Here is a 12,815-nt window from a genome sequence, read left to right as displayed (position 1 = left end):
GCCGCAGGATGCTTGCCTATGCCATCAGACGTAGCCTGATGCTGGTGCCGGTGTTCCTTGCGGTCTCGGTCATCATCTTCCTGATCCTGCATTTCATTCCGGGCGACCCGATCGACAACCTGTTGAAGGTCGGGTCGTCCCCCACTGCGCGGGCCGAGATCGAGGCGCGCTATGGCCTGGATAAGCCCCTGCCGGTGCAATACCTGATCTGGCTGGGCAATGTGCTGACGGGCGACCTGGGCACCGCCATCGTGGCCCGCCGCCCGGTGATCGACCTGATCGGCCAGGCCCTGCCGCATTCGCTGGCCCTGGGCGGGCTGGCGCTGGCGTTTTCGTCGATCGTCGGCATCACCCTGGGGGTGATCGCGGCGCTGAACCGCGACCGCTGGCCGGATCGCGCCATCATGGGCGGGGTTCTGGTGGGGTCGACCATGCCCAGCTTCTGGCTGGGGCTGATGATGATGCTGGCGTTTTCCGTCTGGCTGGGATGGTTCCCGGTTTCGGGCGCGCGGGGGTGGTCGTCGCTGGTGCTGCCGGTGCTGACCATCGGTCTGGGCGGCACCGCGCTGGTGACGCGGATCACCCGGGTTTCCATGATCGAGGTCGCGCAAAAGGATTTCGTCACCCTGCTGCACGCCAAGGGCCTGTCGCCGCTGCGCATCCAGTTGCGGCATGTCTTGCGGCACGCGCTTATTCCGGTGGTGACGATCCTGGCGCTGCGGATCGGCTGGATCCTGGGCGGGGCGGTCACGGTCGAGGTGGTGTTTGCCCGGCCGGGGCTGGGGACGCTGCTGATCAAGGCGCTGGCGCAGCACGATTATCCGGTGGTGCAGGCCAGCCTGTTGATGCTGGCCATGGCGGTGATGATCGGCACCCTGCTGGGTGACCTGTTGCAAGCCGCAATGGACCCGCGTGTCCGGGCGGCGCTGGCATGACCGCCGCCGCACGCCCTGCGCCCGCCGTGCTGCGGGCCTTTCGCCGGCCGGTTGGCGCGCTGGCCGGAGCCTGGCTGCTGCTGGTGATCGCGGCGGCCATCTTCGCGCCGCTGCTGTCTCCCTATGAATACGACATCCAGACCCTGAAGGAGGCCTACCAGCCACCCTCGGCCGCGCATTGGCTGGGGACGGATGAGTTCGGCCGCGACCTGCTGACCCGGCTGATGTATGGCGCCCGCACCTCGCTTTCGGTCAGCGCCATCGCGATCCTGATCTCGGTGCTGTGCGGCATGACGCTGGGCGCCGCCGCCGGCTATTTCGGTGGCCGCTTCGACCGGCTGGTGACCGTGGTGGTCGACCTGACCTGGTCGTTCCCGGAAATCCTGATCGCGCTCATTCTGGTTGCCATCATCGGCCCCGGCACGACGGGGGTGCTGGTGGCGATCAGCGTGGCCTACCTCGCGCAGTTCACCCGCCTGACCCGGGCGCAGATCATGACGCTGAAGGGCGAGACCTTCATCGAGGCGGCGCGCAGCCTGGGCGCCGGCAGCGGGCATATCCTGTTCCGCCATCTGCTGCCCAACGCCCTGGCGCCGGTGCTGGTCAGCGCCATGCTGGCCACCGGAGACGCGATCATTCTTGAGGCGACGCTGGGCTTTTTCGGCCTAGGCGCACAGCCGCCGACGCCAAGCTGGGGCTCGATGATGTCGGCCGGCTCGGCGCTGCTGTTCAAGTCGCCCGGGATCATCCTGTTCCCCGGTCTGGCGGTGGCGATCACGGTCATCGCGATCAACCTGTTTGGCGATGCCCTGATCGCCGCGCTGGACATCCGGTCACGGATGCGGCCGCCGCAATGAGCCCGCTGCTGGAACTGCAGGGCGTGTCGGTCGCCATCGCTCACGCGCAGTTGCTTGATGGCATCAGCTTGCGGCTGGACCGCGGGCAGATCCTGGGGCTGGTGGGCGAAAGCGGCTCGGGCAAGTCGCTGACGGCGATGGCGGCGATGGGGCTGTTGCCGCTGATCGGCGGGCGGGTCACGACCGGGGCGATCCGGTTCGACGGGCAGGACATGGTGCAGATGACCGAAGCGCAGCGCCGGGCCCTGCGCGGCCGCCGCATCGGTTTCATCACCCAGAACCCGATGACCGCGCTTGACCCGGTGCAGCGGATCGGCGCGCAGATCGACGTGGTGTCGCGGCTGCATCTGGGGCTGTCGTCCGCCGCCGCCCGGGCGCGGACGCTGGAGCTGATGACCCAGCTTCGCATCCCAGAGGCGGGGGCCGTGGCCGAGGCCTGGCCGCATCAGCTGTCTGGGGGCATGAAGCAGCGCATCGTCATCGCCATGGCGCTGGCGGGCGAGCCGGACCTGATCATCGCGGATGAGCCGACGACCGCGCTGGATGTTACCGTGCAGGCCCAGATCATCCAGATCCTCGCCGCGCTGGTGCGCGACCGGGGGCTGGCGCTGCTGCTGATCACCCATGACATGGGCGTGGTGGCGCAGGTCTGCGACCGGGTGGCGGTGCTGTACGCCGGCCGTCTGGCCGAAGAGCGCCCCGTCGACCCGATCTTCGCGGCGCCCGCCCATCCCTATACCCGCGCCCTGACCCTGTGCATTCCGCGCGACGACACTGCGCGCGGCGCCCTGCACGGCATTCCCGGCGCGGTGCCGACGGCGCTGAACTACCCCTCGGGCTGCCGCTTTCATCCGCGCTGCCCCAAGGCCGTTTCCGCCTGCTCCGCGACGCAGCCGGCCCTGGTGGCCTATGGCGAAGACGGGCGCGTTGCCTGCCATCTGCCGGGGCCGGGCGCGCCATGAGCCAGCCCCTGATCCGCGTCGAAGGCCTGTCGCGCCGGTTCGATACCGGCGGCGGTTTCCTCAAAGCGCCGCGCAGCATGTGGGCGGTGCGCGACGTCAGCCTTGCCGTCGGCCAGGGCGAGGTGCTGGGGGTGGTCGGCGAATCCGGTTGCGGCAAGTCGACCCTCGCGCGGCTGGTGCTGCGGCTGATCGAGCCGACCTCGGGGCGGGTGCTGCTGGACGGCACCGACCTGACGACGCTTGGCGCCGCCGACCTGCGCGCCGCCCGTCGCCGGATGGCGATGGTGTTCCAGGACCCGTATTCCTCGCTTGACCCGCGCTATACCGTGGCCGACGTGGTGACCGAGCCTTTCGTGGTGCAGCGCCGCCCGGTGCCGCCCGGAGCGGTGGCCGAGATGCTGGAGGCCGTTGGCCTGCCCGCCAGTGCGGCCGCGGGCTATCCGCACCAGCTTTCGGGCGGGCAGCGGCAACGGGTGGGGATCGCGCGCGCGCTGGCGCTGCACCCGGAATTCCTGGTGCTGGACGAACCGACCGCATCGCTGGACGTCTCTATACAGGCCCAGATCATCGAACTTCTTTCGGGCCTGCGTGACCGGCTGGGGCTGACCTACCTGTTCATCAGCCATGACCTGGGGCTGGTGCGCTATTTCTGCGACCGGATCGTGGTGATGTATCTGGGCGCCGTGGTCGAGGTGCTGCCCGACACGACCACCGCGCCGCGCCACCCCTATACCCGTGCGCTGATGGATTCGAGCTTTTCGCCCGACCCGGCGCAGCGCCGCACCCTTGCCCCGCTGGCGGGCGAGATTCCCAGCCCCTTCGCCCTGCCCGCCGGCTGCGCTTTTGCCGACCGCTGCCCGCGCGCGGATGCCCGCTGCCTTGCCGAACGCCCACCGCTGGACGGCGACCCCGCCCATCCGACTGCCTGCTTCCACCCTCTCTGAAGGCCCTGCCCATGCCCTTTCACGTTCTGACGGCCGAGTTCGTTCACGAAAGCAACACCTTCACCAAGGGCGAAACCGGCTTGCAGGCGTTTCGCGACGGCACGCTGGATTATGGCCAGACGGCGGTGGACCGCTTCGGCGACGTCAACAGCGAACTGGCCGGGTTTCTGGATGCCGCGCGCGAAGGTGGCTGGCGGGTGACTCACACCGTCACCGCCCATGCCAACCCCGGCGCCCGCGTGTCGCGTGAGGCGTTCGATCACATCGCCGGGGTGATCTGCGATGCCGCAAAGGCCAACCGCGACACGCTGGACGGCATTCTCCTGGGCCTGCACGGCTCGATGGTGCCGACCTTTTGCGAAGACGGCGAGGGCGAGTTGCTGGCCCGCCTGCGCGCCATCGTCGGGCCGGACCTGCCCATCGCGGTGACGCTGGACCTGCACGCGATGGCCACTCCTGCGATGATCGAGAAGGCGCAGATCTTCGTCTCTTACAAGACCTATCCGCATGTCGACATGCGTTTGACCGGACTGCATGCCGGCCGGCTGTTGCACCCGGCGATGCACGGCGCGGTGCGGCCAGCCACCCTGCGCGCCCATCGCCCGATGCTGGACGAGGCGAACGCCGGACGCACCGACGTGCCGGACACGCGGGCACTCTACGACCGCGCCCGCGCGCATGAAGCCGAGCCGGGCATTCTTGCGGTTTCGGTCAACGCGGGCTTTTCCGAGGCCGACATCGAAGAAATGGGTCCGACCGTGCTGGTCACCTATGACGCCGCTGCGGATGGCGCCGCCGACCGGGCGCGGGCCATCGCCGAAAGCCTTGCCGACACGATCTGGAACCAGCGCGACCGGGTGGCGAACCGGTTTCTCACGCCGGAGGCCGCCGCTGCCATCGCCCTCGATTTCGACGCCGCGGCCGGGCCGCTGGTGATTGCGGACTATGCCGACAACCCCGGCGCCGGGGCCTATGGCGATGCCACGGCGCTGCTCAAGGCGCTGCTGGATGCGGGCGCGACCGGCGGTGCCTTTGCCCCGATGATCGACCCCGAAGCCGCCGCCGAGTTGCACCGTCACAAACTGGGTGACACGGTCACGCTTGAAGTTGGCGGCAAGAACGACCCGACGCTCGGCGGCGGTCCGCTGCAACTGATCGGCACCGTGATGCACCTCTCGGACGGCACCTATACCGGCGACGGGCCGATCCTGGGCGGCATCACCCACAGCTACGGCCCGACCGCCGTCTTCCGCACCGGCGGGATTGACGTCCTTGTGGTCACGATCCCCGACCAGATGCTTGACCTGCAGCAGGTTCGGACCTTCGGCATTGAACCTGCCCGGCTGCGCTTTCTGGTCGTCAAGTCGATGCAGCATTTCCGCGCCGCCTTTGAACCGGTTTCGGCCGGTGTCATCGTCTGCGATAGCGGCGCCTTGGCAACCCCGCAGGCCCACCTCAGACCATACCGCCGAGTCCGCCGCCCGGTCTGGCCGCTGGAGCGTGACGGTTTCTGACCGTGACTTGCGCCCGCGGGTTTGCCGTCTGGGCGGCCCTGTCGCACCAATCCCGTCCGGGAGTCCTCGCTTGAATCCGGCGTGAGAGTTGGGGTGGATGAGCAGACCGAACACACCGGCTTGCAGGACCCTGACCTGGCCCGTGCATGACAAGGCGCTCAAGCGCCGCGGGTCGCTGACGGTCTGGTTTGATCCTGGCCCGGCCTGGGCGGCGCAGGATCCATCTCGGGACCGATGAGGAAACACTGGAGATCAGGGCGGTCGAGGTCACCAGCGGCGACATCGGCGGTGCGCCCATGCTGCCCGGACTATTGGCCCGGATCCCCGCCGATCAGGACATCGCCAGTGTCACGGCCGACGGCGCCTGCGGAACTCGAAACGGCCACGACGCCATCGCAGAAAGGGGCGCTGCCGTCATCCCGCCCCGCAGGAATGCCAAGCCGTGGAAGGCGATCACGGCAGGGGCTGCCGCGCGCTCTGGCGAAGGCGGAGCGGCTACCACCGCAGACGCCGCGGCGAAACCAGGATGCACCGGGTGAACCGAAGGCCCGCGAAGCGACACTGCCGGGCGAGCGCCTCATGGCCCGGGACTTCGACCGTCAGGCCGCGGAGTCCCGGGTTCGCGTTCATCGCAGGTTCGCTGGAACCGGTGGCGCGCACCTGCGATATCCTGAACGGCCACACCGCCCTCGGCATCCCCGTCACACAGGCCGTGGGACAGGTCTGTCCGGGGAAACGGGCAGTCTGGCCGTCAGCCGATCTGTGCAACAGAGCCAAGCGCCCTGCCCAGGTGAGGGGGCAGGGCGCAGGGGCGGTCACCGCGGGTCTTCGCCGCCGAACCGCCGCATCAGCCTTCGGGCCAGGGTGAAGCCAAGCACGAAGGCAAGCTGGGCCAGAACGTCGCGACGCAGCGGCGGCCCCGGCGGGAAGACCGGCTCGAAAGCGGGGCCGGCCCTGCGGTGCCACAGAAGCGCCACCAGCCCGGCCGCGGCGATCAGGCTGGCCCCCACCGCCGCAAGCGCCAGGATCGGCCCGATCTCCTGCGCCAGGGCCAGGGTCGCGGCGGCCAGCAGCAGCAGGGCGCCGGCGGACAGCAGGGCCGCAAGCACCGCTACCCAGGCCAGCGAGGCCACCCCCCGGTCCAGACCGCGCCGGAGCCGCGCCGTCAGCAGACCGCCTAGCGACGGGTCAACGCCCCGAGCAGCACGCCCATCCCGGCCGCCAGCCCCAGCGCGATGTAAGGGTTTGCCGCCACGGCGCCTTCGATCCGCGCATCGGCGTCGTGGCCTTTGCGGCCCATGTAGCTGACGGCCTCGGACATGCCGTCCGACACATCCTTGGCCAGGGCATGGCCGCGGCCGCTGGCGAGGGCCTGCACGCTGCCGGCCAGGTCGGCCAGGTCGCGGCGCAGCGCCGTCATCTGCGCCATCACGGCGTCATAGTCGGCTCCGGTCGTCCGAAGGATCGCGCTTTCTTGTGCCATGGTCGGCTCCTGTCTGAGGGTAGGGATGCAGGTTCCAGTCGCAGGCCTTGACGGGCCAATGCTGCCGGAGGGATCTGCCGGGGGACCCGATCGCAAGAGGATGCGGGCGGGATGCGGCCACCTTGAGCGAAAGCGAAGCGGGGCGCACTAACATCGGTCAGCGAAGCGGCGGCTGGGGCTGCTAGTCTGAGGCATGACCGCGACCGCCCCGCTTCACCCGCCGCCCCGGGCCGCAACGCCCTTTGCCCTGCCGGCGCATCCCTGGCGCTGGGGCCTTGCCGCCTTGGCGCTGGCCGCGCTGGGAACGGGGCTGTTCTGGTGGCAGGCCGCCGCGACGGCCGCGCCCGAGGTTTCGGTCGAGACCCTCGCGCCAGGTCCGGTGACTCGGGTGATGGCGGTGAACGGCAAGGTCGCGGCGCATGATTCGGTGCGCATCCGGCCCGCCGTCACCGGCACCTTGCAGGAATTCCTGGCCGGTGAGGGCGATCTGGTGGCCGCCGGCGACGTGCTGGCGCGGATCGACCCCAGCCAGCAGGAGGCCATGGTGCGGCAAGCCAATTCGACGCTGCAACAGGGCCTGATCTCGCAGGCCCAGGCCTCGGCGGTCTATGGCCGCGACCGCGATCTGGGCGCGCTGGTCGCCCGGTCCAAACTGGAAGACGAAAAGCTGGCCCTGAGCGGCGCCGCCGCGGAGGTGGCGCGACTGACCGCACTGCTGGATCAGGCCGAGATCCAGTTGGCCCGCTACACCGTCCGCGCCCCCATCGCCGGCACGGTGATGACCCGCTCGGTCGATCCCGGCCAACTGGTCGATCCGGCGACAGCCCTGTTCACCCTGGCCGATCTGTCCCGGCTGATCGTCGAGACGGATGTGGACGAATCCTACGCCACCCAGATCGCCCTGGGGCAGCCCGTGGCGCTGCAACTGGCCGGCACCCGCGACCCGCTGGCGGGGACGGTCAGCTTTGTCTCGCCCCGGGTGGACCCGGATACCGGCGGCATGGCGGTCAGGATCGGCTTCGATCTGCCGCTGACCGCGCCGGTCGGGTTGACCGTCACCGCCAACATCACGGTGGACAGCCGCGAGGCGCTGACCGTGCCGCGCACCGCGCTGCAGGGCGACGCGGTCTTCCGGCTGCTGTCCGGGCGCGCCGTGCTGACCCCGGTCAAGGTGATCGACTGGCCGGCCGCCCGGCTGATCGTCACCGAGGGCCTGGCCGCCGGCGACCGGGTGATCACCGACGCCAGCGGGCTGACCACCGGCATGGCCGTTACCGTCACGGCACCCTGATGCTCTACGCGCTCAAGATCGCCAGCCGCTACCTGACCGCCTCCAAGGCACAGACGGCGCTGCTGGTCGTCGGCGTGGCGGTGGGGGTTTTCCTCTTCATCTTCATGTCGGCCCTGATCGGCGGCCTGGCCGAGTTCATCATGTCGCGCACCGCAGGCGACATGTCCCATGTCACCATCGAGGCCCAGGCCGAGGACCCCGGCCAGATCGCCACCTTTCCCGGCCTGGTCCTGTTGGCGCACGACGCCAGTTCCGACGCGGCCGAACTGCGCGAGGCGCTGAACCTGATGCCGCTGATCGAGGTGATGCCCGAGGTGCTTGCGGTGTCGCCGCAGATCACCGGGGCGGGTCTCCTGCGCCGCGGCACGCGGGTGGCGCAGGTCTCGGTCGTCGGGCTGGAACCGGGGCGCGAGTCGGCGATCCTGAACCTGGCGGGCTACATGGTCGAAGGCGACGCACAGCTTCGCTCGGGCGTCATCCTTCTGGGCCGGGCGCTGGCGCTGGAGCTGGGGCTTGAGCTGGGCCAGTCGGTGGTGCTGCAATCGCAGGACGGCATCGACGCCACGCTGACGGTGACCGGGCTCTACCAGATCGGCCAGGGCGGGCCGGACCGGCGGATGGCCTATGTCAGCCTGTCCACCGCGCGGACGCTGTTTGCCATGCCGCAGGGCGTCAGCCGGATCGAGATCAAGCTGCACGACCTGTATGCCGCCGACGCGGTCGCGCCCCGGATCGAAGCGCTGACCGGGCTGCCGGCGGAATCCTGGACGGTGAATGGCGCGCAGCTGCTCGAGGCGCTGAACGCCCAGGCGCAGACCGGCTATTTCCTGAAAACCTTTGCCATGATCACCATCGTCATCGGCGTCGCCTCGGCGCTGCTGTTGTCCACCTACCGCCGCCGGCCAGAGATCGGCATCATGCGGGCGATGGGGGCGTCGCGACTGTTCGTGGTCGGGGTTTTCGTCACCCAGGGGGCGCTGATCGGGGTGATGGGCGGCCTGCTGGGTGCCGGCGTGGGCTATCTGGCGCTGCTGCCCTTTCCGCCGCGCGATGCGTTCCGTTCGGGCACCTTGCCGATGGACATCACCCAGGGCGCCTATGGACTGGCCATCACCCTGACGGTGATCGGGGCGATACTGGCCTCGATCCTGCCGGCACGGTCGGCGGCGCGGGTCGACCCGGTCACGGCGATCGGGCAATGAGCCTGCTGACCGTCACCAACCTGGTCAAGACCTTCGGCAGCGGCGACACCGAGACGCGGGTGCTGCGCGGCCTGGACCTGACGCTGGAGAAGGGCCAGATGGCGGCGCTGCTGGGGCCGTCCGGGTCGGGCAAAAGCACGCTGCTCACCATCCTCGGCACGCTGATGCACCCTACCTCGGGCGGGCATGACATGCTGGGGGTGGACCTGACCACCGCCAGCGATGCCGCGCTGACCACCTTCCGCAACCTGCACATCGGGTTCGTGTTCCAGTTCCACAACCTGCTGCCCGACTTCACCGCGCTGGAAAACGTGGTCTTCCCCGCCGCCATCCGCGAGGGCCGCGAAACCGCCGCCGCCCGCAGCCGCGGTGCCGACCTGCTCACCCGGATGGGCCTGGCCGAGCGGATCGACTTCCCCTCGGCAAACCTGTCGGGTGGGCAGAAGCAGCGCGTGGCGGTGGCGCGCGCGCTGATGAACGCGCCCGAACTGGTGCTGGCCGACGAACCCACCGGCAACCTCGACCGCGCCTCGGCGTTGCAGGTGATGGAGCTGATCGGCCAGATCAACCGCGAGGAAGGCACCACCTTCCTGATCTCGACCCACGACGAGAAGATCGCCGCCACCTGCGCGCGCCAGATCGTGGTGGGCGACGGAGTGGTCAGCGGATAGCACACCGCCCGCCCTGAGGGATCAAAGGCGGGCGGGGCCGTCCAGCATCAGCCACAGGACCGTGCCTGATGCGGATCGTGCGGGTCAGCCCGCGGGGGGCCGGGCCTGCGGCAAGGGCGGCAAGACCCGAAGCGACCCCGCAAGGAATTTCCCCGGTTTCGGTTCGGTAGCACCACTCATCCCCGGCAGCAGCGACCAGCCGGTCAGGGTGCCGCGCCAGTACAGGTTGTCCTGACCGTCGATCTGCCAGGCAACCTGGCCTGCGAAAGGCACCCAGCGGCCCTGCCGCTGGCGGTAGTCGGAAAAGCAGCCGTGCCACGGCGTCGGCAGGATCGGCGGCGTGGCCGAGCGGGGCCGGTCGGTGGCATGGACGCTGGCCACCCGGCCATCGGGGCCAAGCGACAGGATCACCTCGGCACGCAACGCGCCCCTGCCGGTGGCGACGGCCAGCCGGTTGCCGTCCAGAACGCGCCAGTCCAGCGCCAGGTTGTGCAGCATGGCATCAGGGGCAAAGGGCAGCTCGGCCAGATAGCGGATCAGCTCGCCCTTGGTCAGCGCGGCAGAGGGCCGGGTCCGCACCAGGGGAACCAGGCCCAGCAACTTCACCTCCATCCGGCCTTCGCCCGCCTCCAGCGCATCGACGACCCGCAGATAGCCGAACGGCCAGAACCGCGCCTGCCAGGAAAAGGCACAAGCGGTGACCGACATGTTCTGCCGCGCGGTGAAGGGGAACCAAAGGTCGGCTTCCAGCCGCAGCTTCATCGACCCCGCTTGCGTCAGCGTCACCTGACCCGCCGCGCGCGATGGGTCGGCCCCCAGGCGCAACGCCAGATCGCGCACTTCGGCGGGAAGGGTCATCGCGCGACCGCCGCGACGGGCGAGCCTTCGTCGATCATGTCCTTTTGCGCCTGATCGGTCACCGCCGCCGCCGAGCGCGCCTTCTCATGCGCCTCGGCGATGGCCCGTGTCGGCTCGACCAGGCGGTCGGCGTGGTTGGGCGGGGCGTAAAGGGTATACAGCCGCAGCCGCCGCTTGCCGGTGTTGGTCAGGTTGTGGCGCAGGCCCGCCGGCACCACGATCGCATCACCCGCCGAGACCTTGAGCTTGGCGCCGTCGATGCGGATCTCGCCCTTGCCCTTTTCGATGCGGAAGAACTGGTCGTGTGTGGCATGCACCTCGGACCCGATCTCCTCTACGGGCTTCAGCGCCATCAGCACCAGTTGCATGTGGCCGGCCGTGAACAGCACGCGGCGAAAGTCGCGGTTGCCCAAGGTGAGACGCTCGATCGGTCCGACATAGCCCTGCATGGTCGCTCTCCATCGCTGAAAGGCAAAGAATAGCGCACCGCCGCCGGGCCGGGCTGATCAGGGTTAGGCCCGCGCACGGCAAACCGCAGCATGCTGGGCGCAGGCCGGACCCGGCCAAGGCGGCGGCCTGTCGTTCGCCGGGTGGCCGCGAAAAGGATCTTCCCCATGCTGCCCAGCACCCGACTGCTGACCGTTGCGGCCGCTCTTGCCGTGACCGGCTGCACCTATATCGGCGCCACGGCGCCGCGCACCTATGGCGGCTCGACCGCGACCGGCGTGATCGCCCAGGCCGCCGCCGTGCAGCAGGCCGAGCTGAACCAGACGCTTGCCGGCAGCGGCGCGCGCATCACCAACACCGGCAGCCAGCTGCGGGTGATCCTGCCCGAGGCGGCGGCCTTCGCGCCCGGATCGACCACGGTGAACGCCGGCTTCATGCCCAGCCTGCGCGAGATCGCACGCTCGCTGATCGCGCACCCGAATTCGACAGTGCGGGTGGTCGGGCACACCGACAACCAGGTGGCCGAGGCCTACAACAGGCAGATCAGCCAGGAACGCGCGCTGGCCGTGGCCCGCGTCCTGATCCGCTATGGCGTGTCCTCGACACGGATCAGCTATTCCGGGCGCGGCTCGGCCGAGCCGATCACCTCGAACGCCTCGACCGCCGGCCGGGCAACGAACCAGCGGGTCGAAGTGGTGATTACCCCGACCAACTGACGCCGCAGCCGACGGGCGCCCGACATCTCCGGCGCGCCCATCGGGTCGCGCCGGACTGCCGCGATCCCTCACCACGAGATGCGCACCGTCAGGGCCACCCTGGCTCAGATCAGCAACGGCCCTTCGTGGTCAAGATAGGCGCGGTCGAAGGCGGTGAACTCGACCAGGGCTTCGTAGTCGTCGAACACCACCCGGCCCTTCTGGAACGTCACCAGCCCGTCTTCGCGCAGCTCGCGCAGCACCCGGTTGACGTGCACCGCACTCAGCCCCAGCGCATCGGCCAGCAGGTATTGCGACAGCGGGCAGGCAAAGCCCGCCCTGTCGGCCATCCCCACCAGCCGCAGCCGCGCGCCCAGCTCCAGCAGGAAATGCGCCATCCGCTCGCTCGCCGTGCGGCGGCCCAGGTCGACCAGGTGCTCGACCACCATCGCCTCGTCGCGTGAGGCAGCCCAGAGCACGGCGGTCGCCAGCCGGGGCGTTGCGGTGAACGCCGCCAGCAGGTCGCGCTGCTTGACCTCGGAGGCCTGCACCGGGGTGATCGGCTCGACATTGTGGTCCGAGGTGCGGAACAAGACCGAGCGCAGGCCCAGGAAATCGCCCGGCACCTGGAAATCCACGATCTGCCGGGTGCCGCCGGGCAGGATCTTGTAGGAACAGGCCCAGCCCGAGGCCAGCACATAGGCGCTTTGGTCGGTCTGGCCCTGGTGGATCATGTCGACACCCACCGCAAAGCTGCGGCGGCGGCGATAGACGTCCGACATCACCGCCAGGTCGCTGTGCGACAGCCGAACGAAGGCCGACAGCTTGCGCGCGAACGGACTGTCCAGGATCGACAGCACGGGGTCTCGATCGATCATGACCAACCTTTCGGGGCCGACGCCGTTCCGTCCTCTCCGCAACCACCCTCCGCTGGCAAGCTGCCCCGATCCTGACGC

At 69.6% G+C, this 12,815-nt stretch carries 14 protein-coding genes and 1 pseudogene; 10 read left to right on the top strand and 5 right to left on the bottom strand.

Annotated elements, in window-relative coordinates; all coding sequences use genetic code 11:
* The first annotated feature begins 8 nt into the window (after positions 1-8).
* From LHP98_RS13185 to LHP98_RS13160, 6 genes and pseudogenes are all read left to right on the top strand, one after another.
* Positions 9-935: an ABC transporter permease gene (locus LHP98_RS13185; RefSeq protein ID WP_227253006.1), complete on the top strand. Its 927-nt coding sequence runs from the start codon at positions 9-11 to the stop codon at positions 933-935.
* Entirely contained in the window at positions 932-1,792 is an 861-nt protein-coding gene (locus LHP98_RS13180; protein ID WP_227253005.1) for an ABC transporter permease, read from the top strand. The genes LHP98_RS13185 and LHP98_RS13180 overlap by 4 nt, the downstream gene beginning before the upstream one ends.
* Positions 1,789-2,754 (top strand): ABC transporter ATP-binding protein, encoded by a 966-nt coding sequence (locus LHP98_RS13175; protein WP_227253004.1) that lies wholly within the window; start codon positions 1,789-1,791, stop codon positions 2,752-2,754. The genes LHP98_RS13180 and LHP98_RS13175 overlap by 4 nt, the downstream gene beginning before the upstream one ends.
* Entirely contained in the window at positions 2,751-3,698 is a 948-nt protein-coding gene (locus LHP98_RS13170) for an ABC transporter ATP-binding protein (RefSeq protein ID WP_227253003.1), read from the top strand. The genes LHP98_RS13175 and LHP98_RS13170 overlap by 4 nt, the downstream gene beginning before the upstream one ends.
* Positions 3,699-3,709: 11 nt before the next feature.
* Entirely contained in the window at positions 3,710-5,212 is a 1,503-nt protein-coding gene (locus LHP98_RS13165; protein ID WP_227253002.1) for a M81 family metallopeptidase, read from the top strand.
* A gap of 212 nt (positions 5,213-5,424) precedes the next feature.
* A pseudogene (locus tag LHP98_RS13160) lies at positions 5,425-5,930 on the top strand (transposase); the annotation flags it as partial.
* A 97-nt stretch (positions 5,931-6,027) separates the two neighbouring features.
* Here LHP98_RS13160 and LHP98_RS13155 read toward each other — a convergent pair.
* Together LHP98_RS13155 and LHP98_RS13150 are read right to left on the bottom strand one after the other, a co-directional pair.
* A complete protein-coding gene (locus LHP98_RS13155) occupies positions 6,028-6,345 on the bottom strand; it encodes a hypothetical protein (RefSeq protein ID WP_227253001.1) in 318 nt (105 codons plus the stop codon).
* Positions 6,346-6,389: 44 nt separating this feature from the next.
* Positions 6,390-6,695, bottom strand: a complete 306-nt coding sequence (locus tag LHP98_RS13150) for a hypothetical protein (RefSeq protein WP_227253000.1) — start codon at positions 6,693-6,695, stop codon at positions 6,390-6,392.
* A 193-nt stretch (positions 6,696-6,888) separates the two neighbouring features.
* On the opposite strand from LHP98_RS13150, the gene LHP98_RS13145 reads away from it, so the two are divergent.
* Genes LHP98_RS13145 through LHP98_RS13135 form a run of 3 tightly spaced genes read left to right on the top strand, consistent with a single transcriptional unit; the run spans position 6,889 to position 9,859 of the window.
* Positions 6,889-7,986, top strand: coding sequence for an efflux RND transporter periplasmic adaptor subunit (locus tag LHP98_RS13145; RefSeq protein WP_227252999.1), 1,098 nt, complete (start codon positions 6,889-6,891; stop codon positions 7,984-7,986).
* Positions 7,986-9,188: an ABC transporter permease gene (locus LHP98_RS13140; RefSeq protein ID WP_227252998.1), complete on the top strand. Its 1,203-nt coding sequence runs from the start codon at positions 7,986-7,988 to the stop codon at positions 9,186-9,188. The genes LHP98_RS13145 and LHP98_RS13140 overlap by 1 nt, the downstream gene beginning before the upstream one ends.
* Positions 9,185-9,859, top strand: a complete 675-nt coding sequence (locus tag LHP98_RS13135) for an ABC transporter ATP-binding protein (protein ID WP_227252997.1) — start codon at positions 9,185-9,187, stop codon at positions 9,857-9,859. The genes LHP98_RS13140 and LHP98_RS13135 overlap by 4 nt, the downstream gene beginning before the upstream one ends.
* 84 nt (positions 9,860-9,943) lie before the next feature.
* Here the strand turns inward: LHP98_RS13135 and LHP98_RS13130 are convergent, their stop codons facing one another.
* On the bottom strand, positions 9,944-10,717 hold the full coding sequence (locus LHP98_RS13130) for a DUF6920 family protein (RefSeq protein ID WP_227252996.1): 774 nt from the start codon (positions 10,715-10,717) through the stop codon (positions 9,944-9,946).
* A complete protein-coding gene (locus LHP98_RS13125; protein WP_227252995.1) occupies positions 10,714-11,166 on the bottom strand; it encodes a cupin domain-containing protein in 453 nt (150 codons plus the stop codon). The genes LHP98_RS13130 and LHP98_RS13125 overlap by 4 nt, the downstream gene beginning before the upstream one ends.
* 165 nt (positions 11,167-11,331) lie before the next feature.
* Here LHP98_RS13125 and LHP98_RS13120 point away from each other — a divergent pair, with 165 nt between their 5' ends.
* Positions 11,332-11,880: an OmpA family protein gene (locus tag LHP98_RS13120; RefSeq protein ID WP_227252994.1), complete on the top strand. Its 549-nt coding sequence runs from the start codon at positions 11,332-11,334 to the stop codon at positions 11,878-11,880.
* 104 nt (positions 11,881-11,984) lie between these two features.
* Here the strand turns inward: LHP98_RS13120 and LHP98_RS13115 are convergent, their stop codons facing one another.
* On the bottom strand, positions 11,985-12,737 hold the full coding sequence (locus LHP98_RS13115) for a Crp/Fnr family transcriptional regulator (RefSeq protein WP_227252993.1): 753 nt from the start codon (positions 12,735-12,737) through the stop codon (positions 11,985-11,987).
* Positions 12,738-12,815: the final 78 nt, after the last annotated feature.

The sequence above is a fragment of the Rhodobacter sp. Har01 genome (genome assembly GCF_020564565.1).
Classification (GTDB): Bacteria; Pseudomonadota; Alphaproteobacteria; order Rhodobacterales; family Rhodobacteraceae; genus Pseudogemmobacter.
This window is presented reverse-complemented; position numbering and strand designations above follow the sequence as displayed.